1 protein-coding gene is annotated in these 26,959 nt (G+C 55.3%); it reads left to right on the forward strand.

Annotation, left to right across the window (positions count from 1 at the left end; genetic code table 11):
• Entirely contained in the window at nucleotides 1-26,799 is a 26,799-nt protein-coding gene (locus tag Pla52nx_RS22365) for a LamG-like jellyroll fold domain-containing protein (RefSeq protein ID WP_342190215.1), read from the forward strand.
• Nucleotides 26,800-26,959 lie beyond the last annotated feature (160 nt).

Below are 26,959 nucleotides of genomic sequence, written 5' to 3' on the forward strand. Positions count from 1 at the left end.
ATGTCGCTCCATTCATGGCTTGCCTCCCGCCCGACGTCGACAAAACAAAGTCGCCGAAATCGCAACCGTTCGGCTGCCAAACGCAAGGCGTTGTTCGAGGAACTGGAAGACCGGCGGCTGTTGGCGGTGACACCGCTCAGCGCCCCCGAAGTGGCCGCGCTGCGGGATACGGTGTCAGCGATTGGTGGCTTCGGCGAGCGATTGGAAAGCTTCCAGCAGTTCGGTCAGGATTTCCCTTTGCTGGAAACTGGAATCGGCAATCTGGCTGACTTCGGCGGCATTTTCCAGCAATCGTTTGTCACCTCGATGAGCAGCTATCTGATCGGCACTAACCCGACCATCGAAGGGCTGGAAGGTTCGGTGAGTGGTGCCGTGCAGAATCTGGGTGCCGGAGAAAGCCTTACCGTTTCATCCAGCGCAGACGCAAATGCGCTCAGTTACACCGTCGATGGGACCATCAAGAAGAACGTAGGCGTTACGTTTGATCTTTCCGAGATCGTTCCTGCGACCGAGGCGCGAGTTCAGGACAAGCTGGAGGCTCGGATCGAATTCACATTGAACTTTGAAGTGACGTTTGGTATTGATCGGACCGCTCCGTCTGCGTCCGCCGGCGCATTTGTTCAGTTCGCAAACGGGCAAAACTCTGTATCGGCAACGATCAGCTACCCGAATGGTCCCGCCCCGTTGACCGGCAGCATCGGCATCCTGGGCATCACGTTGGAACCAACGGCGAATTCGCCGCTCAGCCTGTCGGCTTTGTTCGATACGACCGTCGATTCGATCAGCATCGCTCAGCTTTCTCAACCCATCCTGCCTGCCAGCGTTGTCCCAGCATCCGGCCCTCAGAATCAGTTTGATTTGGTCTTGAACGTGCAAACGGATTTGACTGGTGTGGATGATTCCGGCGCGAACGTTCGGATCTTTGACAACAACGTGTTCGATAGCACTGCGGCGGTGTCAACCGTTTCGGCTGCTGGGCTGACCCCGTTTCGGTCCATGTCTCCGATCAGTCTGTTGTCTTCTTTGGAACAAGTCGGGAATGTGCTTGGAGGTTTGGATGCGTTCGATACGGACGTTCCCTTTACCGATGGGTTGCAATTGAGCGATGTGATCAATGTCGGCGACGCGATTGGTGCAGAAGTCATCTCGGCTGCGACAGACCCTGACAATCCGGGCGAGCCTGCTTTCACCACGATCCAACAGTTGATCGAACTGGTCGGAGTCGAGGGTAGTGAAGAGTATGACCCGGTCAAGAATACTCTCGAGTTTGACGTCAAACTGGAACACCAGTTTGAGAGTTCAACTCATAAAGTGGACTTTGGAACAGGCCTTGGCGACCTGCATAGTTTTGACGTGGACCCCGACGGAAGTGAATTGACCGTTGAGGGTGTTGTCAATGCAGAGTTCACGCTTGGAATGAAACTGGTGCAGCCGGGCGCGAGCTTCGCGCTGTCCGATGCAACACCACTGAAAAGTCTGTTTGGAGGCAAAGGAGTTCCAACGGTTTCGGGAGATGACCTCCAAGTCACACTGAGAGACGGAACGCAACAAATCGTCGACTTGGATGCCTCGTCAACGATTGGCGATTTGAGGACACGTTTGGCGATTCCTGGAAAACTGAATGTCACGATCGACGTTGAGTCCGGTGGACTGAATCTCGTCGATTTGACGAATGGAACGGCAAACGACAGCCTAAAGATCGAGCCACTCAACGATTCGCTTGCGGCCATCTCCTTGAGTCTTAGCGGAGTGGGACGTTCCGGAATTTTCTTTCGTGCCGACGGCAGCTTGGACGAAGTCACGCATGGGATCAGGACGGGGCAGTTGCACGGCGAGAGTGTCACGGACAATGTGTATGTCGTGCCGCTGCAGGATGCAGCGATGTTCACAGCGACCGCGACGCTTGAAGCCGACTTTCGGGGATTGGCTAAGCTTGGGTTTATCGAGATCGATATTTCGGAAGCGACGGCGGTTGGCCAGCTCACCGCATCCTTCACGCCTCCCGATCCAGATGATTCAGACGGAGTGATCACGGGCAGCGAAATCATCGAGCTCGGCGGATCGACGTCGGGATCCGTCACGGCGCCGGCACCGATCTCGCTTGATCAATCCTACAACGGAGATCTCACCGTCGAGATCGGAAAATCAGACGGCAGTGTCGCAACCTTGTCGATCCCGGTCTCGGTCGCCGGGAACGCATCCACACCGGAAGCGATTCGCGCTGTCGTCAATCGATTGAACGGAGAACTTGCGACGCTGGCGGGCGGCACGCCGGAGGCAGGTTGGGTGCGTGTGGGCAGCGTTCTGAACAAACTGACCTTCACGCTGACGGATGATTCCGAAGCAACATCGTTGAAAGTATTGAAGGGAGCCGATGGTACCGCTTCGGCAAAGCTTGGCATGACCGACGATGCGGCAACCTTTATCCTCGGGCCCACGGTCTCTGGGTCCGCTCACTTTGACATGACCTTTGTGCCGATCACCAATCTTGGTGACCCCGCACTGCCGCCTGGCGAAGAGGAGCTTTCCTTTGACATAGCGGATTTGACACAGCCGGATTTCAGCTCTCCCGACGCGTGGACGATCGACACTTCGCAATTGGCTGACCTTGCCAACTTTGGAAATCTCAATCTCGCCTCCATTGTGGACGCACTCAAGGAAGCACAGGACTTCCTCGCTCGACTAGAAGATTTCGGTGATGCACCGTTCCTCAACGAACCCTTGCCGTTGTTGGGCGTGGATCTGAAGTCGATCCTGAACATGGCGACGGTATTCGGTGACATCTTGTTGCAACTGCAGGAAAGCCCTGCGGATGGTCTTGGCGAAATCGACGAGATCCTGGAGGACTTGTTCGGAATCCCTGAGAATTCCGCCGGTCAGGAAGGGTTACCTGATTTCCCCGTCTCCGCCTTTCCCGCGTTGAACCCGTCCGAACCGTTCGAGTTTGATGACAACGGCACGCCGCGTCTGGTCAACCTTTCGGATCCAGGCAGCTACGACGCAGAATGGTTCAGTGGAGACTATGAGGATTTGAATGAATTCCTGAGGTCCGAGCTGGTTCAAGGAGACGATCTGACGTCGGTGGAACTGACGTTGGACGAAGATTCGTTTGACAATACTGCGCTTCGCATCGATTTGATTCTCGGCGTCGGTGATACCAATGGGGACGAGCCGGGAATCGGTAATGGGATCGGGTTCAATGTCGATCCGCTTTCGGTGGAGGTCCCGATCAGCATCGATCTAGAAGACCTTGGGGTTGCGGGCCTGACAAGCTTTGTAGATACGGCCGCCGAAGCGACCGTCACGGCCGCCGGGCAAGGACGCATTCACTTGGCACTGGGCATCGACCTGCCGGAGGATGGAACGCCGAGACCTTTCTTGTACAGCGGTGCGACCAACGGAACGAGTCTGGATCTATTGGTCAAAGCGGCGTTGGAAGATTTTAATTTTGATGTCGCCATCGGACCGCTCGGTGCCGCCATCAATGACGGCACGATGGCGTTTGGTACCACGGAATTCACCGGTGAGTTTGATGCCCAAGTGAAAGTGGATCCCGATGCGGACCAAATCACCATCGAAGGGCATGAGTTTTCCGATGGTGACTTGGTGAGTTACAGGGTGCCCGATGGTGGCGAAGCCATTGGGGGTCTGACCAACGGACACTCCTATTTCGTGTCTGTTGTCGATGACGACACGATTCAACTGGCGACCAGCGCGGCCAATGCGTCCGAAGGCGTGGCGATCAACTTGGAACGTGGCAATGGCAGTGAAACGCATTCGCTGACATCATCGGGATTCGCGAGATTCAGTGTCGCCTTGGCTGACAACGACAACGACGGTCGTCACTTCTTTAGCGAATTCGTTCCGGGACAGGGTAAGGGAATCTCAAAGAGTGACTTTGAGTTTTCGGCTGTCGGGGGTGCCAGCTTCGACGGCGTACTTGATTTCCCAGGGCTTGATCTGCCCTCAGGTCTGGCAGACTTTCAGATCGGTGGCGTGCCACTGGCGCTGCCATTGGCATTCGGCTTTTCCCTCCCTGACGTCAACACTTTGACCGATGGGGTTTCCGCGGACGATTTCGAGGTATTCGTCGGAGACACGGACGGAGACGGAGAAGCCGATGCGGATGCGAAGGAAGTGCTCGAGGAAGTCAAGAAAATCCTCGCCGGCGATTTCAATCTGCTGTCGCTCGTCGGCGGTTGGGATGGCGTGTTCGATCTGTTGATCGACGCGATGGAAGGGGAAGTCTTTGGTTTGGAGTTGCCGTTCATCGGTGACAAGCTGAAAGATCAAGCGAATTTCCTCCGCAACATCAAAGACAGCGTATCGGGCAACTTGGAGGACAATGATGAGAACGAAGAGGACGGTACGTACGTCAATCCGTTTGATGATATTCGGCAGGACATCCTCGACGCCCTCGGCCCTAACGGGATCAACTTGCTCAAGGATCTCAGTGGCGACAATGCGGTCAGCATCGATGATGTCGTCATCGAACAGCTCAATCCTGGAATCGGATTCGAAATTCTGCTGGGCAGCACGCTGGCGGAGTTGGAGTTGCCGATAGATTTTGACATCGGAATTCCCGGATTAGGTTTGGACATTGATGCTGCGGTAACCGGTGCGCTCGGGTTTGAGTTCGGTCTGAAAATGGGCGTCGATCTGGACAACGGTTTCTATGTCGACACGAATGACACGTTCTTGGAAGTGTTTGTCGACGTGGGAGTTCCTGGGTTGTCGGCATCCGGGGAACTCGGCTTTTTGAGACTCGATGCAGCGGAGATCCTTTCACCGGCGGTCGCCGCAGTGGGACGTGACGCAGAAATCGCCTCCCAGCTCGAGATCAGTAGTGTTGCAACAGGCAGCGCGGCCAATTTTGACGTTCGATTCCGCCAGGACGATGAGGTTTCGCAAGGCTCTGAGTCGGGAACCTTTGATTTGGCGAGCCGCACGTTGACCCTGACGATCAACAGTGCGTTCACGACGGCGTTGGACGTCGTCGACTTGATCAACAACGACACGTTTCTGAGCACACATTTTTCGGCAACAGCGGGACCCGAGTTCGATCCTCGCGGCGATGACGTTCTCGATACGACGGACAACTCCATTGTGATCGACGGATTTGAGGACTACGAGTTTGTCAATGGAACCGAAGTCCGATACACGTCCAGTGGCGGGACGGAAATTGGCGGACTGGACGACGAAGAAACCTACTTCGTCATCGTCGTCGACGAAGCAGAAGGGATCATCCAACTGGCTGCGACGCTTGAGGACGCGACAGCAGAGACTCCCGTACCGATTGATTTGCTGCATCCCGGGACGGGTTCCTCTCATCGTCTGGATCTGGGAACCGGATTGGTCACGGCCAACCAACGCGCCGTCGGAGTGACCAACAGCTTTGCCGGTCGCTTCAACATCGACATTTTGGATCCGGATCAAGAAAATCCGGATGGACTGCTGACGTTGGGTGAAATCTTTAAGGTCAAGAGTTTCAAGGACGTTATCAGCATTGATGCGACCGCGATCGCCAACCTGAATCTGAGTTTGGCCGCGACCTTTGGTGAGGCGGCGGCATTCCCAAGCCTGTACACCGACTTGATCGTGGACTGGGATTTCAAACTTGGTGAGGATTTGCAGAAACCGAGCATCGAGCTGGCCAACATCGAATTGGGGCTGGGCGAGTTTTTTGGCGGTTTTGCCAACGATATCTTTGGCGAAGTCAACAAGGCGTTGGAACCCGTTCGTCCGATCATCAAATTCTTGAACGATCCCGTTCCGGTTGTTTCCGAGCTACGTGGCAGCGACGTCACGATGCTGGACTTGCTGCGTTTGCAGGGAGGGCCCGTGGAGCGAGCGGTCGTGTTCATCGAAGCGGTCACCAAACTCGATAATATCATCTCGAATCTGCCGGATCTGGGTGATGCGAGATTGCCACTCGGCGGCGCCGTCTTTGATCTCGAAACAGGAGAATTCACGACCAACGGCACGTTGGATGACATTCGTGCGGCGTTTTCATCGGCGGTCAGCGATGCGACGGAAGATGACGAAGACGCCATCGATCCAAGCGAGTTTTTGATGTCACCGCAGGACTTGGACGAGATGGGGGAAGACAAGATGAAACTTGGATTCCCGCTGCTCGATCCGTCCAACGTGATGAAGATTCTCAGTGGGGAAGTCGTCGATCTGTTCACCCTCGAACTGCCGACTCTGGAACTCGACGCCAGTATCAAAAAGTTTTTTCCACTGCCGCCAATGCCTGCGGTGGGTATCGAGCTCGGTGGTGCGGTACGCGCCTACGCCGATTTTGCGTTTGGTTTTGATACATCGGGAATCGAACAGTTCAAGCAAACAGGCAATTTCGCGAACATCTTGAACGGGTTCTTCATCTTCGATCACGAGTTCGCCGATGGCACGGGCGAGGACATCGACGAAGTCGTCTTGTCGGCGGAAATCACAGCCGCTGCGGCTCTCAATGCAGGAATCATCAAAGCCTCGGTTGGCGGAGGCTTGTACGCCACCATCAATTTCAATTTGCACGATAACAACGATGACGGAAAAGTCCGTCTCGTCGAACTGCTAGACAACACTCTGCTGGGTGCGTCGGACGGATTTGGTCCGATTCATATTTTCGATGTCAGCGGAAAACTCGACGCCAAGCTCTTCGCGGATATCACGGTCAATTTTGGCTTCGTCGATATCGACAAGAGTTTCACGCTGGTGGAAAAGACTCTGTTCGATTTCGCGTTTCCTAGACCAGCGGGGGAAGGTGTTCAGTTGGCCCAGTGCGGGACCACCAAGACAAACGACTGCGATGCGTCGACCGGAACCACGTTGGTGCTGAACATCGGAGATCTAGCGCCGCAGCGGAATTTCATTTACACGACTGACGTGGCGGAAGACTACCGGATCTACGCCGGCGCTGAGCCCGGCATGGTGATTGTAGAAGCGTTTGGACGATCGCAGATCTATACCGGCGTCAAACGAATCACGGGAAATGCGGGAATGGGAGACGACAAGATCTTTATCAGTGAAGATCTGATGATTCCAGTCCATATCACCGGAGGTCCCGGAAACGACACGCTAATCGGCGGCAGCGGCGATGATTTTCTTGATGGCGGTGAAGGCAACGACAAGGTGACGGGCGGTGCCGGCGATGACCGATTGTTCGGAGGCGACGGCATCGACATTCTGACAGGTGGCGTTGGTGATGACGAGTTGTCAGGCGGCAATGGCAACGATGACCTCAGTGGCGACGATGGAGACGACATCCTTCGTGGCGGCGCAGGTGAGGACAAGATCGAAGCCGGAGCAGGCGATGATGTTGCATTCGGCGATGCCGGATCGGACCTCATCTTTGGCGGTGGTGGCAGCGACGAACTGCACGGAGACGATGGCCAAGGTGGCGTCGACGACGCTGACAAGATCCAGGGTGGGGAAGGCGCGGACTCGATTTTCGGCGGTGGTGGTAACGACGAACTCATTGGCAATGACGGGAACGATGTGATTCGTGGCGGCACCGGCGACGACCTCATCCTCGGTGGTGTCGGCAATGACACGATCTTTGGAGACGACGGAAACGACCGACTCTTTGGTGAAAATAGTCGCGACATCATCTACGGCGGCGCCGGGGACGACTTGCTCGAAGGCGGCTTGGCCTCGGACGATTTGTATGGCGGATTGGGTGATGACCGGCTGTTTTACAATGTCTCTGATACCACCCAATCAGAAGAGGCAGGGCACTTGCTGGTCGGCGGTGGGGGAAATGACCTGATCTGGGCGTCACCGCTGGCGTTCGACAACACCATCTACGGAGACGGCGTCAACGATGAGACCGGCGTCGTGGTGCCCAATGCACCGACCGACGGCGACGACACGATTTACGGCGGTGCTCTTCGCGACACGGTTTATGCCGGTGGCGGGAACGACACGGTTTACACGTACGCGGGCGATGACTTCATTGATGCGGGGCGAGGAACCGACCGCGTCTACGCCGGTGACGACGACGATTTTCTTATCGGTGGATTCGGCAACGACCAACTGTTCGGAGAATCAGGCAACGATGTCGTTTGGGGCGGTTTGGCCGTTGAGACCGACCTTTCCAAGTACGTCCTCAACACGGAGCTTCCACCAGAGACGCAGCCAAACTTTGTGCTCCCGCCTCGATTTGCTGAGACAGAACTGAAATACCCCACGGGCTATGTTCCGCCGGTATTGGTGACTCCGGCATTTGTTGCCGGATTATCCATCGATGGAACCGCAGGTGACGGTCGCGATGTGATCGAAGGCGGTGACGGCATTGACATTCTGTTCGGAGGGGCTGATGCCGATGTGATCTTCGGCGGCGCCGGTTCTGATTACATCGATGCGGGGGCGGGACACGACATCAACATCGATGGTGGAGACGGCGACGACGTTGTGCGAGGAGGCGGCAATGACGACCTTCTGCACGGCGGTACGGGGATCGATCACGTCATGGGCGACGGCGGCGACGACAAACTGTTCGGCGACGCGGGCAATGGAATGAACAACGAAAATCAAGTCGGCCAGCGACTGTTTGGTGGCGACGGCGGCGACGAACTGTTTGCTTATGCCCCCAGCGCGACAGGGCAAGAGACTCTGATCGGGGATCAATTGTTTGGGGATGCCGATGGAGACACCTTGAACGGCAATCTGCGACAAGAGTTGTTCGTTGGCGGCGGCGGCGATGACCTGTTGCGTGGCGATTACTTGAAATTCATCAACGGTAACGGCTACGCGGTGAACACGTCTGCTGACACAACGGGCGGTGCCGATACGATGTACGGCGATGGCGGCCAAGACGCGATCTTCGGCGGTGGCGGGGACGATGAAATGTGGGGCGGCCCCGACGGCGACTATTTCGACGGCCAGAAGGGAGTCGACACCCAATATGGAGGTGGCGGGAACGATCGGTTCGTCGTTTCGGCGATGAAGCTGTCCCAAGATGGCAACGACATCATTGACGGACACTTCGGAAATTACGAGGAAGGCGACTCAGTTGACGATTCGACCGATGTGCTGATCATCAACGGATCCAATCTGAATGACACCATCGGCCTGAGTCAGTCCATCGTTGCGACGGGCCAACCGCGGTTGCGGATTGATTTTGAAGAGGGCTCCGCAGACAGCCGACCGATTTTCGTCGATTGGCTCGATGAAGATGGCAATCCACTCGTCGAACAATTCCAAGTCGCGGGACTTGGCGGCGATGACGTGATCGGATTTGCCGGTGTCCATCCGACCTTATTGCCGCTGTTTGCACCCGCGGAGTCCAAGCGATTGGATCTGTCCAAGCTCACTGCCCGCAGCAACGACTGGGCATCGACGTTGGAAGGCAACAGTGGCGACGACACACTTATCGGATCGATCGGTCGCGACCGGGCCGATGGGGGCGCCGGCAGCGACACCATCTTCGGTTTTGCAGGCGATGATCGGTTATTGGGTGATGGAGGCGACGGATTCAGCAACGACCAGGATCAAATCTATGCCGGACAAGGCAACGACGACCTGATCGGCGGCCAGGGACAAAACTCCCTGTATGCGTGGTCTCTCAATCCCGAGACGAGTGAGTTTGGCATCTTTGTGGATGCCAACGGAAACCTTGTCGACAACTCCGCTGGCGAGACACTGCGGAAAGAGAACACCGGTTTGAATCGAATGCTCGGCAACATTCGCGCCGACAGTTTGTACGGCGGAACAGTTCTGGACTTCATGTACGGTCGCGGCGGATCGGACACGCTGTACAGAGCTGATGGAACAACTTTTGAATCGCTCGGTGACGCGATCCGACGTGAAGAATGGAAAGAGTACGCCAAGGACACCGGACAGGTTTGGTACGTCGGCGGAACGAACGCAGACGATGAGATCTCGGTCAACTTTGTCACCGAACCGGGATTGCTTTCCGATCATCACTTGATCACTCGACTGACCGAAAACGACGGCAACTTCAGTTTCGATGCACAAGTGCGATTGGATTTCGCCGCAACCGATCGGGATGGGAATCCGATCTGGAGCCCTGACGATTTGCTGTTCGATTACAAGGCACTTCGCCAAGCACAGACCGACGCGGAGATTTCTGGTGTTGTGTCGGACGATACCAAAACTTACGAATCCAATTTGATCAACAACTTGTTGCCACCCGAAGGCGACTTCTTGGCAATCATCATCGATGCACTCGACGGCAACGACACCATCACCGTCGGCCCCACCGTGCAGAAATCGGTTTGGATCGACGCCGGCGATGGTGACGATGAAGTCACGATTCGTGGCGGCAGTTCAATCTTGGTCGATAGGGCCGAGACCGGAAAAACCAATGGGCGACTCGGTCGCAACGATGACGCGGTTCGTGCCTTTCCGCTGAACGTTTCCCCAACTGGAACACAATTCACTGGATTGACGATTGACAGTCCAAAGGACGTTGATTGGTTCTCGTTGAAGCTGCCCGCTGGCCAGGGAACAATTCAGATCCACACGGAATCGTCTGTCGACGAGGTGACTCTGCAGGTCTTTGGAGCAGATAAACGAGTCAATGCGGATTCGCCACTGTTGATCCAGAGCAGTGGTACTCAAACAGCAAAGGTTGATTTCTCCGCGATCGATGCTTCCGGCTTGTATTCAGGCGCAATTCTGGCAGACCAGCCTGTGGCTTACTATCGCTTTGAGGAAACTTCGGGCAGTGTCGCAGTAGATGCCAGCGGCAACGGCAACAATGGCACCTACGGGGGCGACATCCCCGTAGCCTTGGGGCAAACAAGTGCGTTCGCAACCATGGGCAAAGGGATTGCGTTAGAACAAGGCGGCGGATTTGCGGGAAATCAAGGGACGTTCGTCGATCTTCCGGCTCTGGGAACTTTTGATGCCGTCACATTTGAAACGTGGCTCAATACAACGGCTGATGTTGTCAATGCATACGCCAAGTCATTGTATGCCACCGACACGATTCAAACGGGAAATTTTCACTGGAGACTATTCAATGACGGCGCTCTGGAGCAAGCGGTTTACGGGGGAGCACCGCAGGAACTGCGATCTCCGATCGGGACTGTTTCGCAGAACCAATGGTATCACTTGGTGACGACCTACGATGCCGAGAGCGGCTTGGCGCAGATGTACGTTAACGGTGAGTTATTAGGAAGCGTTGCTCGCAATTCGTCTCCAGAAATCATTTTGGGTGCGGGCCGGATAGGTAGCTGGAACGACAGTGGGTTTTTCACTGGCAAACTCGATGAGTTCGCGATCTATGACCGAGTGCTAACTCCAGACTCAATCGCCGAGCACTTTGACGCCGCCACTAATGTGACTTACAGCATCGAAGTAAAGACGGACCAAACGCCCACGATCTATGGTCTTGAAGCAGATCTCGCCGGAGAATCGACCCGGGTCGATCTGGGATTACGCAGCGACGCGGTTCGTCGCGACATCATCTTGGGTGGCGATGGCAACGATAAATTGATGGGCGGTGCCGGAGAAGATTGGATTCTTGGCGGTCGCGGTGCCGACGTGATCAGCGGCGGCTTGGATCGTTTGGCCAGTGATATTTTGATCGGTGGTGAGGGCGACGACACCTTCCAAATCATCCCTGACTTTTTGCCGGTCGTGGGAAATCAACCGTCTACGGTCTTTGATCCGCTCGCGAAATCGTTTCGCCCGGCCGCCAGTGACGAGATCGACGGCGGCGCCGGCAACGACCGCATGCTGTACGTCGGTGGCGACTTGGATCGCCGAGGATTTGCGGTCCCTGACTTCGCCGCGATCCGATACGACATCTTCGCGCATCGTTACGAGTTCACCAGTCTGGTTTGGGACATCGGTCAGCAGGAGTTCATGGAAGATCCGGACAGCCCTGATCAGTACTTGCGTCAGTACCTGTTCTATCAAACGAACAACGTGGAACAAACGCAAATTGAGTTGCAGCGAGGCAATGACTCGTTCCATGCCGATCCAAGTTATCAGTTCCCCGGCAGCGTCGGCCCTGAGGAATGGGGAATCAAACTGGGCAACTTCCAACAGCGGGCCATCGAAGCAGGGCTGATCATCAATGGCGCTGATGGAGACGACGAACTTTTTGGTGGCGTCCTCGACGACACGATCAGTGGCGGTCCCGGAAATGACCTGATTCTTGGCTACCAGGGGAATGATGAACTGCTCGGTGGCGGCGGAGCGGATCGGATTTTTGGACTCAAAGATACGGCGATCGTGCCACTGACACCGCGTCTGCCAGACGGCGTCGTTGCGCAGCCGTCGTTCGGATTCTCAGAACAATACGAGTACACCCTCGTCGCACCCTTCTTTTCGTCACCGGAATCTCCCTCTCGGACTGGCATTGACCTTTACCAACCTGCGGTTGGTTCCTCCATCACGCAGGACGCATACGCATTGGCGGGCGACGCGACAGGAACATTGTCTGACTTGCGGCGAATCGGCGATTTCAATGGTGATGGCCTTGATGATTTCGTGGCTGTTGGCAGTGATTTCAGCTACGTTCTTTTCGGCCCAGTGGAAATAGATGATTTCGCCGCCGTTACAGACGAAGCAAGTATCATCGTGGACCATGCCGCACTCGGCGTACCCGGAAATACGTTCGGCGACGTCAATGGAGACGGCATTGCGGATCTCTGGTTTTGGCGTGTGGAGGATCAATCCACAACAGTGACTGTCGTCTTTGGCGGCACCCCAAGTCTGCCACGTGCGTGGGATGCCAGCTTCGTTGCGGGAACCCCCAATCCGAAAGATCCCACGGCGGCTGTTCTCAATGGCGCCAACAGCCGGACATTCAAAATCAGCGATGTTCATTTGATCAACGGCGTCGACGAGAATGATCGACTGACGTTGGATGTCCTTGACTACGACGGAGACGAATTCAGCGACTTGCTGATTGGATCAACTCAACCCAACCAGTCGGGTGAAATAGCAACCGACCCAACTCTTGCTTCGATTGCACTGCAGCAAGACAGCGTTGTGCACTTTGATCTTAGCGGAGTGTTCAATGGTGATGTGATTGCAAATGTGTCAACCAATCCATTGATCGGGATTGACTATAGCCAAGACGCCTTAGGAAACGGTTTCAGTCATTACTACTTGACGACGGTGTCACGCGCCAATGCAGGCATCAACATGCCCGATGACGGGTACTTCCCAGCCACCAATCAGCGTCCTGGAATCCAACTCGGATACAACAACGAAGACAATGGGAACAATGCCGTCTTGATGCGAGGAAACGCGGGAGCGGATCAATCTGTTACCTTCTCGGCGGAGGGCAGATTCAAAGAAGTCCATGTGCTGGCTACCTCTTCGAATGTTCCAACCGCAACGAGCGTGCTTGATGTGAAGCTCAACTATTCTAACGGGACATCGGTTCCTTTGTCCGCTGATGTACCCAACTGGTGGGGATCGAACATCATGCCTGACTCAGATCGCTATTACTTATACAGCGGCATGGACTATTTCTCTGGTGGCACATTTAACGACACCAATCAAATGGCGATTTATGGGCTTAGGTTTCCTGTAGATGCCACCTTGGAATTGCAATCGATCACCTTAACAAAACCGAGCAATGACCCTCAAGATTTGACGATCTTTGGTGCGACGGGCGTGTCACCTTTTGCTTCCTCACTGACGCATCTCACCACCGTTTCCAACGATGCGTTCTTTGTCCTCGACCCATCAGCAGGCAAGATTTGGAAAACGGACGGACGCGAAACTCCTATCGAATGGGCAGATTTGAACGCGATCGCGGACAACTATCTCGTGACGCCGATCACCTACAACTCCAGCGATGCTCAAATCGTCAGCAATAACAACAATCTATACGTTGCTTCGGGAAATGATTTGTTTGTCATTCCTGCGGACACTTCCACACCTCCGAGTCTGAGCCAATCCAATGCCTATAACCTGAGGGCCGATTTCATTCCAGCCAATGATCCAGAAGCGCATGTTGTCGAAGATGCTTGGTTTGTTCATGAACGATCGCTCTTTGTTTCTGATGGCGACGTCTATGTCAGCGTCCTCGCGAAGGATTCAAGCTTATCCGTCAATCGCATCAGCAAGACGTACCGATTTGATGAAAGCAATCCCTCGGTCGTCGGGGATACTGGTACGAATGCTGATCCTACCGCGAACGTTGACCCGATTGCCTTCACGTCATCGGACGGTACTTCGTATGTCTTCACCAATGCGTATGGCGAAGACGTGTACTCCGTTTCAGGAGCGGGAAATGCAACTTTCCTTCAGTACAAAGCACCCAATACACCCTTCACAAAGGTTCGATTGCCGGATCCCTGCCCAGAAGGGTTCATTTGCACCGCTGTTGAAAAGAAGTACACCGTGCCACGGGGGATCGGCAATGTCGCGCAAGTGGGCGACGATGTTTACTTCCAAGCACTTGTGCTGGGTGAATCAGGGCATTCACTATGGAAAGTCCGCTTAGGTGAAAGGGATGCGGTCCGAATCGCTAATCCTATACCTACCGAGTCAGGAATGAGCAATCTGGTCGGTTTCAACGGCAAACTCTATTTTTCTGCTACCAGCGGCTTAACCAAAAACGAGATGTGGCAATACGATCCGCTTGTTGCGGAAACGGCTCCGATCAATCAAAGGTTTAAACATATCGAGATCAATCCGTTTGAGAATTCATCCCCTGAGGACTTTATTGTCAACGGAGAACACCTCTACTTTACGGCAATTGGCGACAACACCGGAATTCGCCGACTAATGCGGTTTGACGGCACCCGGATTCAGTTGATGGACGACTCCGCGGTTTCGGCAGCCACTCGGGGCATCGTCGGCTACCAGAACGACTTGTTCTACGTCAACGCCACAGGCGAGCTCGTTCGGTTCAACTCACTGGGTTACTACGGTCACGTCATCGACGGATCTCAAGTGGCGAGCAATACGGTCCCGACCAGATCCGACGGCACGTTCGATGTGCGTCAGTCACTCGCTTCGCTCGCAATTGACGGTGTCTTGGATTCGGTGGCGACTCGCTATCTGAGGACCACAGCGCAAAGCGCAGGCGATGTTAACGGTGACGGTCTCGACGAAATCCTCGTGCCTCAATTAGCTTCTTCAGTCATTGTTCCGAACTCTCCGTCGGGATCTCGCAGTCTCAGTGTCAGTGAAACGAGCTCAGCTGAAATCTTCTCATTTGGGTCAATTTGGAAATACCTAGACGACGGTAGCGACCAGGGAACGTCATGGACTGCGAATGCATTCGACGATAGCGGTTGGGCCAGCGGGCTAGCGCAATTGGGCTACGGAGATGGGGACGAGACAACGGTGGTCGGCTACGGGCCAAATGCCAGCAGCAAGCATCCAACGACCTACTTTCGGTCCAGCTTCGATGTGTCAGATGCGTCGTCGGTGACAAAGCTTGAATTGTCTGTGATTCGAGATGATGGCGTGGCGGTCTATTTGAACGGTGTTGAGATCATGCGGGATGGTCTGGTACCAAGTTCTGTCTTTGATGACTACGCGACACAAACGACCGCTCTACTCGATGAATCAACTCCCATCACAAGGACGATTTTTCTCAACTCGCTGCCGGCCGGCACACTTCTTTCAGGGACGAATGTTCTTGCGGTCGAGATGCACCAGGCAGCTCCGAATGGTTCGGACCTTAGCTTTGACCTTCAACTCGTCGCAGGGATTCAGAATTCGGGTGCGGAGCTGGGGGATCTCAATAATGATGGCTACGACGACGTCGCAGTCCGAGTCGGGGACACGGTTAGCGTCTACTACGGTTCGCAGAATGGACTTTCTGCAACTCCCTCAGCGAGCTATCAATCGGCGGGCATCGACGCGCATTCGACGGTCACTGCCGGGGACTTTTATGGCGACGGAAAACCTGACCTGGTGATCAGTGTTGGCGGGGCTACATCTGGCGTGCTTCTTTTCAACGATGTTGCTGCTCAGGGTCCCACGTTGTCGCCTTCACTGGAGCTAAGAAGCAATGTAGGGGACACGACAGCACTAAACCTGGGCGTGACTCCCGCATATGATCTCAATCTCGACCGTATCGACGACCTCGTCATCGCCGCCCCGCAAGCCGAAGGCGCCACGTCTCTCAGCAGCGGGCGAATATACACAATTGATGGCACTCTTCGTCGCCTTGATTCGTTGCCAGAAAACGGGATCATCGGACTCGAGAATTACCCTGTTCCAGGAAGCGGATCGTTCACCGTGGATTTGGCTACCGGTCGGCCTTTCCAGTTCAGTGACGCTGGTGACCCCTATACGGTTTCCGCCGGCAGCGAGCAGTGGTTCCGTTTCAGCACTGTTGGGGATGGGCAGGCTGGCGATTTCATTCGGCTAGTCGATGAAAACGCTACGAATTCCTCCGTTCAGGAGGTCGCTGTCAACGCACCCAGAGCGATGGCTCAAGATTTAGACACCGCTACTTGGTTGCTAGAGTTTGATGCAGCGATTGAAAGCTCGACCTTCTTTCCGCATGTCAGCATTGAGGGGACGGGGGACGGGACCGTTGACTATTACCGTTTCACTGCAACAGCGGGCAGTCGGGCGTTATTTGATATTGATGGAAACAATTTTGATACCGAGTTGTTCCTATTTGATTCCAACGGCAACCTGCTCGCCGAGAACGACGACCGCAATTCGCCTCGCGAAGACACGGGTGATGGTGCAGGCAGCTACCGACTCGATCTTGATTCGTTCATCGAGTACAGGTTTCAAGAGACAGGTACCTTTTTCATTGGCGTTGCGGAATTCAATTCGAGCGTTTCAGGTGGCGAGATCACTGGGACAGACGCTCCTCTTGAATCCAATGATCAATACGTCCTGCACGTTTCTGTTCAGAATCATCCCACGGGTCCCGTTGGTGACCTGATTGATGCGCGTGGCGGGATCATCAAAAGAAATCAATCGCTGGTCGACTTGCGGAACTTGAGTGCGGGCGACTACTTCCTGCGCGTTCACACCAATCAAACGGTAGCAAGACCCTACACCATCGAATTCGATGCCCCCGTCGCTGGGAACTTTCATGGGTCGACATCGCTACCGGACCGCGACACGATTCGTGGCGGTGACGGCGATGACACACTGGTCGGAAACAACGATCTTGACCGCATCTTTGGCGGCAGTGGTTTCGACACGATCACGGGAGAAAGGATCGAGCTCCGTGACCTGAGCCTTGGCGATACACGCTCAGAAGCTGCCACCACTGAGTTGCATTCCATTGCCCGGCCAGTCCTCGATCCGATCATTGATTTCCCAAGGGCACAGCTTCCGCCAGCGACGGTATTCTCAGAAGACTTTGCGAGTGGGGCATGGAACCCTGCGAAATGGTCGAGTCAGACCGCGACGATCAACCTCGGTAGTGCGGAATTGAGGACGATCCCCAGCTTCACCTCTGATTTCTCACCTGTCCCTACCGAGGTTTCGCTGTTCGGAGATGCAGCCTTCAACGACACGTCAACCGGTGCACTCTATGAGTTGTTGCTCACCAATGGGAGTCCGTCGAAGCACGGTACCGCCATCCTGAACCTGAGCGACGCGGATGCCAGCCAAGGATTTAGCGCGAGCTTTGACATGGTGATTGGCGGCGGATCCGGCGGGGATGGGTTTTCGTTTGTCTATGGCGATGTCAGTCATTCAAACGTCGCTGAATCGTTTTCCGGGAACGGATTCAGTTTCTCGGCCCAAACTTACCAAAACCGATTTATTCTCAGAAACCAAGCTGGAGGGGGAACGGATGAGTTCATCGTCCCCTTCTCAAACTTTCCTGGACTCGCGGTCAGGGGAGTGACATTGCCGGTCAATATAGAAGTCTCTGGCGATGGCCATGCGATTGTCGTGTGGAATGGAACGCAAATATTCGATCAAGATTTGCCCAACTGGGACCCACAATCGAATCATCAATTTGCGGTCAGCGCAAGGTCGGGAGATGCAACCGACATTCATGCGGTTCGTGAGCTGACGATCGCGGCATCTGGGGGCATTCAAGACACCGTGGTTTCGGCCCCAATTGACCTATCGGGTTTCGATGGGGGCGAGCTTTCCTATCAGTTTCGGCGTGGAGGTGCTGCAGACCCGCCGGAGAGCAACGACCAACTGATCCTTGAATACCGAACCTTTCTTGGCGATTGGAAACCGTTGGACTCGGTCTCTGGTACCGACGTGGCGAGCAGTGACTTTGTCTCCAGATCGATGATGTTGCCAGAGGATGCCGTGGTCAGCAGTTTCCAACTTCGTTTTCGCACGGAGAGCCAGGCTGAAACTCCCGTCAAACTCTCAGCCGACCATTGGTCCGTCGACAATATCCTGGTCATCGGTCAACAGGATTCCATTTCGCCGCTCGCGTTCAGCATCGCCACCGCACTTGATCAGCCCGTCACCTCGGGAACACGCGGATCTCAAGTCTTACACGAACCATTCCATGCGAGCGATCTTGCCTCCATCACATCCTTGGATGCAAGTGGACGCGGCCTGACGTCACTGGACGGATTCGAGCATCTAAAACAACTCCGAGCCGTAGACCTGTCCAACAATCAGTTTGGCCAGACGGTTCAGGTTGATTTTTCGTCGATCGTCGAAGTCGACGTCATTCGGAACCGAGTCGGGACACTCAATGACCTGACCCAATACAGGTTGGACGATTCAACGACGCAATCAAACCTGATGACGGATACTTACGCCACCAATGCGCCTGGCAGCGTTACACCAAAAGCGCTCCCCGACGACGGGTTCTTTCCAGCAAATGCCCATCATCCCGATGTTCAAATCGTGATGAACAATGCCGATAACGGAAACAACGCTCGCTTGCTGGAGCAAAGTCCATCCAACCAAACGGTCAGTATTCCTGTCCCGTCTGGCGTCTACGATTCGATTCACGTTTTCGCGTTTTCGGTTTTCAATTCGACAACCATGCACGCAACGCTTCACTATGCGGATGGGTCGACTGAGTCGTTGTCCACGACCGTACCGGACTGGTTCAACGGGTCTCAAATCCAAGTACAGGGTGAGCAAAGTGGGGACGCGAAGCGTTATACATTGATCGGCGGGATGGACCGCTTCACAGCAACGGGGTACCACAATGCGGATCAGGCAAGCATTTTCGGATTCGAGTTTGCTGTCAGTGTCGATAAGGTCTTGGAGAGCATCACGATCACGAAGCCAGGCGGCGAAGCCAATTCGAATCTGGCTTTGTTCGGCGCGACAGGTGTATTGGATGTGAGTTTTAGTCCCTTGTCGACGAAGATAGAGACTCTGGATCTTCGGAATAATGCGGGCTTTCATGATGTTGATGTCTTGGCTGGTTTGGATTCTCTCAAACACTTGTTCCTTGAGGGAACGGCGGTGAACGCAGATCCTGCGGTCAATGCTTCGCTGGCGTCTTTACAGGGGCTTGAAACACTGACCTTGCCGGTGTCGGGACTCATTGCTGGGCAGAATCTTGTGACACCGGAGAATCAGGAAATCACGTTGCTTACCGCTACACCTGGAACGTGGTCGGTGACCGGTGGTGCCACGCCGGCCAGCGGCAGCGGTCCGATCGTGTTCACGCCAACCGGTACGGGAATGATGACGGTGACATTGGGAAGCGGCGTTTCGTTCCCCGTTTTTGTCCAAAACCTAGCACCCGAGATCACGGGCTTGCGAGAGACGATCAATCTTCAGGAGGGCCAAACGCAAACGACAATTGAGTTGTTGGCAGGCATCAATGATCTCCGTCCCGACGAAAGTCGGCAAATCACGATCACGGATCCCTTCGGTGTCGTTACTGACTTTACGACGGGCTCGCTTGTGATGGATGACGATGTTGTCACTTTAGATCCCACAGTCCTAGACGGAGCTTCGGATATCACGGTCGGTTTCTGGTTAAAGACAGATAGCGTTGCAGCTTTGCAGACGATCTTGACGGCGAGAGAAGACGCGGCGGCATTTTTCAGCGAATTGGAAATAGAGGTTTCACCCAGTTCCGTTCGAATCAAGACTCCGGCAATCTATGATTTGCCTGCTGGGGGCACAATCAATGACGGCGGCTGGCATCACTTTGCCATCGTGCGAAGTGCTCTCCAGAATCAAGTCTTGCTCTATGTTGATGGCGAACATCGAGCAACGGTGGACACGATCCCGCTGTCGCCACTTGCTGTGGGAGATTTGGTTGTGGGGCGACATCCGAGTGCTTTTCAGACGATCGATGCAGAGTTGGATGATTTTGCAATTTGGCGAAGAGCTCTGACGGCTGACCAGATCGCCGGAATCGCTGACATGCACAAAACTCTCGATGGCAATGATGCCGATTTAGCGGCCTATTTTCCGCTGAACGAGTTGGGAGGCGATATCGCATACGACCGTAGTGCCTATCGTCGTGACGCAGTGATAAGCTCAGTTGATTCGACGCCGATTGCATGGTCATCCGGTAGCGGGGTTACGCTCGTTGATACATTCACACCGGTCGATGAGGGCGACTACCGGTTGGTCGTCACCACTCGGGATTCATCGGGCCAATTTGACCGCGCCGAGTCCACGATTCACGTCGCCAATGTGGCACCGACGCCATACATTGATGTGGCGACGCCACTGGTTAACGCGAATCAAACCGTCACCGTCACCGCCAATTCTCTGGACCCCGGGCAAAATGACGTCATCACCCATGATTGGGAAGTGACCTCGAACACCGGGCAAACGTTTGCCGGGACCAGCGGCGGCACGTTTGAGTTTCGTCCTACCATCGCCGGACTCTACACGTTCACACTCACCGCGACCGATAATGACGGAGGCTCGTCCAGCGGAACCTTGGATGTTGAAGTTTTCCCGGCGGCGCCCGCGTTTGAAACAATCACCGGCGTGGAGGGAACCGCGATCACGGTGGACGCCAGCAGTGCTTCGCCACTGGCCCCGGGAGCGACGCGTGCGTACGCCTGGCAATTGAAAGAGGGGGCAAACGTGATTGATACCGGAACGCAGGAATCATTTTCCTTTGTTCCGCCCAACGACGGTTCCTATACCGTGTCACTGACCATGACCGACACGGTCGGGGGCATCGAGTATTCGGTGAGCGAAGAGACCACGTTCCAAATCAGCAACGCCGATCCGGTGATCGACTTTGGGGCCGCCACGTTTGCGACCGAAGGATCATTGGTCTCGCTCTCCGCAACGGTGACCGATCCGGGTACCGATGACACACTCGCATACGCCTGGGCCATCATTGACGGAAACGACGCACCGATCACGCCACAGGCACCCGCAGACAGTTCGACGATCAGTTTCATGACGGGCGACGACGGAGTCTACACGATCTCACTGACCGTGACCGATGGCGATGGCGGTGAGACAACGGCGATGACGACGGTAGTGGTCTCCAACGCGACTCCAAGTGTCAACGCTGGTATCAACCAGATGATTAATGAAGGAGTCGGCGACAACCTTGTCACATTTGCCGGTAGCTTCACCGATCCGGTCAACAGTTCCGACGGACCTTTCGCCTATGTCTGGGATTTTGGCGATGGGACGACGCAAGGAGGTACCTCGACCTCTAACGGAAACCTACCTCCGATCAACCATCAGTATGCAGACAGCGGAGAGTACACCGTCACCCTGACGGTGACCGACAAGGATGGCGGTGTCGGCGTCGACACGATGGTGGTGACCATCAACAACCTTGCTCCTCAAGCATTGGTGCTCAATCCACCGGCCACCGGTCTGGTGGCATTGCAGGACAAAGTCGTTACGTTCACGGGCACCGTCAAAGACTTGGACGTCGCCAACAACGGCGAGAAACTTCGCGGTCGCATCGACTTCGGCGACGGCGTGATTTTACCCGTGATTCTTGGAACACCCACGGTCGTCAATGGGATGGCCGAGTACACGTTCACTTCGCGGCATGTCTTTGCGAATCCCGGCATGCACGACGTCCAAATCGAAGTACGTGACGATGATGGCGGGGTCACACAGTCGTCCGTCGTGACGGTTTCGATCGAGGCCCCGCTGACGATCACGGCGAATGTTTCGCCGAATCCACGCAATACCGCCGTGGACAGCATCCTACTGACTGTCGGGGAACCGATTTCCAATTTTGAGATCGCAGACCTGACGCTCACCCGTAACGACGGGGCGAATCTGTTATCGGGCGGTCAAACACTGACCGACAACGGCAATGGCACTTGGACGCTCGGCGGGCTGACCGGTTTGACGAACGATGAGGGCAACTACAAGTTGCGACTCGATGCCGCCACATCGGGAATTGTCGATGCACAAGGACAGCCCTTGTCGAAAGACCTAGTGGTCCAGTGGACATTGGACAAGACGACGCCGACAGTTGCTGTGAACCCGCTGACGACGAGCGTGACGAGACCACAACTGACGGGAACGGTCGACGATCCGTCGGCGACGATCTCGGTCACCGTCAACGGAACGACGTATCCGGCGGCCAACGTTGGTGATGGCACCTGGAGTCTGGAGACGAACACGATCACGACGCTCGCGGAAGCCACCTACGAAGTTGCAGTCACGGCGACTGACGCTGCCGGCAATCAAGGTGTTGACGCAACCGCGAATGAACTGATCGTGACCTCGTCCCCGGTGACCGTGTCAATTGACGGTGGTGACAACCTCTTGATTCAATCGATTGCCGGTCTGAATGCCGATGATTCGCTGACCGTTCGTGTGGACGGGGCGAACGTTCGCGTCAGCGATTCCGATGCCACCCTGTTCGCCGGCAATGGAACGATTCAGGACGGACGAGATGTCCTGGCTCCACTGGCTAGCATCATTGGAACCAGCGGCATTGTGGTTAACACTTTGTCGGGCGCAGATTCCTTAACGGTTGATTTCGGCGGTGGAGCCTTCGGCAAATCGATCCAATTCACCGGTGGCGGTCCAACACAAGCAGTTGGCGATTCACTGATTCTGACCGGTGGCGTTTTTGACATTGCCAGGGTAAGTCACGCCAACAACACGATTGTGCTGGATCCCAGCGCAATCACCATCAATGATGAAACGACAATTGGATTTTCCGAAGTCGAAGTCGTTGATTTGCGAGTCACCGCAACTGATGTCGAACTGCTTTACGGAAACAGCGATGAGAACATCTACGTGGGTTCCGTCGGGGGCTCGCGAACGAGCGTGGATCACAACGTTTCTGGCCCGGTCGTGTCAACGAAATTCGAGAACCCCACGGGGACACTTTCTATCAACTCAGGGGCCGGCGACGATGTGATCGCCGTCAGCGACTTGACGGCAATGTTTCCTGGAAACGTCAGCATCGTCGGAGTGGGCGATAACAAGCAGGTAACGGTATCGTCAAAGGTTCATCTGGCATCCGATAAGAACATGTCAATGGATGTCACTGGAGAGATCCGTTTGAGCGGTGGCGCTTCGATTCGGACTTTGGGTTCCGGAAGCGTGAACTTGACGACGACGCGCAATATTTTCCTCGGTGATGGCAGCAGTGTGACGACGGTCAACGGCGACATCACGTTGTTTGCCCATCATGGCGGCGCCGCGACAGAGAATTTTGATGGCATCGTGGCTCGTGGCACGCATATTCGATCCATGGGCACCGGTGACATTTCGCTCACGGGCACAGCGGGCAACGTCGCCGTCGCAAACCATGATGGAATCCGAATGGACGGCAACTCGATTGTCGAAGCCAGTACGGGGACACTGACTTTGTTCGGCACGGGCAGCGGAACAGGAGCCGGTGTCAGATTGTCGGGATTAGTATCGGGGACGGCACAAGGTGGCGGCACCGGCACGATCCGGCTTGCCAACGATGAGACTCTTGTTGACGACGAACTCAACGGCAAAGTCCTGAGCATCGTCGGTGGGACGGGTGCTGGTCAGTCCAGGATCATCAGCGACTACGTTGACGCGACGGACACCGCCACCGTTTCGGTTCCTTGGACCATCGTTCCAGACAGCACGTCGATCTACGAGTTTGAACTTGGAGCCCAAGTCACCAGTTTTGCCAACGCGGCAATTGAAGTGTCATCGGTCGGACCCTTTGTCGTCGGAGCAGACAGTGTGATCGGTGGCGTGTCAGCGATCGGCCCGATCACTTTGTCGACTGATGCGATCCAATGGAGCGGCAACGTGAATGTTCAATCGAACGGTCCGCTTTCGATCTTGCCTAGGACACCGGGAACAAGCATCGGGATCGGCGGCGGCGTGGGAGCGTTCAACCTGGACGATGCGGAAATTGGTTTCCTGCACGATGGGTTCAGTGGCATCACCATCGGCAGTACCACTTCGGGTATTGTCGTGATCGACTCGGCAGTTTTCCGTGACCCTGTTCGGATTTCCGGTTCGGTGATCAACGACGGGGGTGGGCTGGACATTATCAACGTGGATGCGACGATCCCAACGACCACTTTGTCGGGGAATATTTCTCCAGGGCTGTCACCCGGTGTTCTGGGTGTCGGCGGCAATCTCGTCTTTGCAGATGACAGCACCGTCGCCCTCGAGATCGGCGGGACATCTCCGGGAATCGCGAATGACCAACATGATCAAGTGGATGTCGGCAGCGGTCACGTCACGATTGGAAACAACGTCACTCTCAATCCGGTTTCGTTCAATGGGTACACGCCTACGTTGGGCGACAGCCTGACGATCGTCAAACGGACTGGCGGAGTCGGACAGTTTACGGGCTTGCCTGAAGGCGCTGCGATCACCAACTTCCTTGGCAGCGGTCTATTCGCTGTCATCACCTATCAGGGCGGCGGCGGTCACGATGTGGTGCTCAGCGTCACGCAACCTGTTGCCGAAACATTCATCAGCATCGACGGCAGCGGGAATTTGGTCATCAGCGATATTGCGACTGACAATGCCGATCGACTGAAGATCCGACGAGACGGCACCAATCTGGTCATCACGGACGAGTCTGCCTCACCACTAATATTGGGAACCAACATCGTCGGTGCGACGGGAGACGGCACAAGCCTCATCTCGGTGCCGATGAGCTTGATCACTGGCGGCATCCACATCAATGTGGGAGCGACCAACCACAATTTGGCCGACCAAGTGGTCATCGATTATGCGTCGGGTGGGTTCTTTGTCGTTCCCGACGGAATCGACGTGGTGGGTGGCCCTGGCGTCGGTGACACGCTGAGGGTCACCGGCACGGGGAACACACAAGCGGTCTATTCGATGGCAATCACCCCCGTCGGACAAACACAACTGACGGTGACCGACGCTGAGGGTACCAACACCATCCGCTACAGCGGTTACGAAGACCTGACGTTTGATGCAATGCAAACGTTCGCGGCACAAGATGCCTTGATCATCGGTGGCGATTCCCTGACGATCGGGTCGACCAGCCCGGTGAACCTCTCCGCGTTGACATTGATAGACGGGGGCACGTTGACGGCTGGGCTGATCGCATTGGATTCTGGCGAAACGATTCGCGGCTCAGGCACCATCGCAGCTCGATTTGTTGGTGAAGCCGGATCGTTGATCGACGCAACTGGGACGCTGTCGATCGGCAACTCTGCGGCGGCGGATGGATTCATCACCCGCGGTGTATTGGATGTCAATGACAATGTCGTGACTCTCCTCGACGCCAATCAAGCCGTATTGGGCTCTCTGACAAGTCTCGGGGATGGGGGATTGGCCGGCACACTGTTGTCCAACAACGGATTCTTGATTGATGCGGGTAACAACCTGACCGGATTCGGAACCCTCGACTCACCTAACGACATCGCGTTGCAATCGATGATCAATGGTGACATCACGGGTGACAGCATGGCCAACCCGATCACGTTGCCAGGTTACTACAAAGGGATTGGAAATCTGGACAACTACCATTTGACGGGAACCTACAGTCCCGGCTTTAGTCCCGCGCAAGTCATCAATGGCAGCGCGGCATATGCGGCAACGGTCGACTTGATCTTTGAGTTAGGCGGAACCACTGCGGGCAGCAGCGGGTACGATCAAGTACGTCATACGGGATCGGTGTCGTTGGATGGAAATCTGGATATCGACTTGATCAACGGGTTCACGCCGACGGCGGGAGACCAATTCACGCTGATGACGGCCGATGCGGGCGTGACGGGAGCGTTTGACAACGTGGACTTCCCCCCGGCTCCTACGGGTACCGAGTGGCAACTCGTGATCGCCTCCAACGAAGTCCGATTGGAACTCAATGCTCTGGAAGCCGCGCCCCGTATCACCGAAGTGCGGATCGGATCGACTCTCTGGAATCAGAATTTCCGAAACGCCATCGATCCGCAGGGACAAGGATTCCTGGTGTCGACCGGAGCGGGGCAGTTGTCCGACGTGCCCTTCACCAACGCCAATCGGATCTTCATCGAGTTTGACCAACCGGTATTCAACTCGACCGGCGGGGATCTTCAGCCGAGCGATTTTCAGTTGATCGGCTCACCGACGTTGGGAATCAACTACCAGATCAACACGGTGGATTTTGATGAGACGACCAACACCGCGATCCTGACGCTTAATGATTTCCTGACGAGCGATAAGCTGTTGTTGCACATTGCCAATGGCGCGATCACCAACGAGGCCGGAGTCGCACTGGATGGCGAATGGACGACAGGAAACACCGGGGCGTCCGGCGATGGCGGTGTCAACGGTCGATTCGACTTCCGGTTCGACGTCTTGCCGGGCAACGTCAACGACGACCTGCTGACCAACACCACGGACCTTTCTGCGGTACGAAGTCTGGGGACTCAACTGGCCGGGATCACGCCTCAATTCAACCCGAGAGCGAACGTCAACGGTGACCTGTTGGTCAACACCACCGACCTGTCAGCCATCCGGGCGTTGGGGACTCGCTTCCTATTCAATCTGGCGGACCCGAACCTGCCGCCGGAGTGAGAGGAGGCACCGATGAAGACCTCTTCATTTCCATGAAGCGAAGTGATTAATCGATCAATTCGTTGTGAAGTCGGCAAGGTACACGCTACTTGGCTTGCCGGACAGCCCGAGGCGACATTCCCAAGTCTTCCTCAATCGCTTGTGCGGATTGGCTCTTAAC

The sequence above is a fragment of the Stieleria varia genome (assembly GCF_038443385.1).
Taxonomy (GTDB): Bacteria; Planctomycetota; Planctomycetia; order Pirellulales; family Pirellulaceae; genus Stieleria; species Stieleria varia.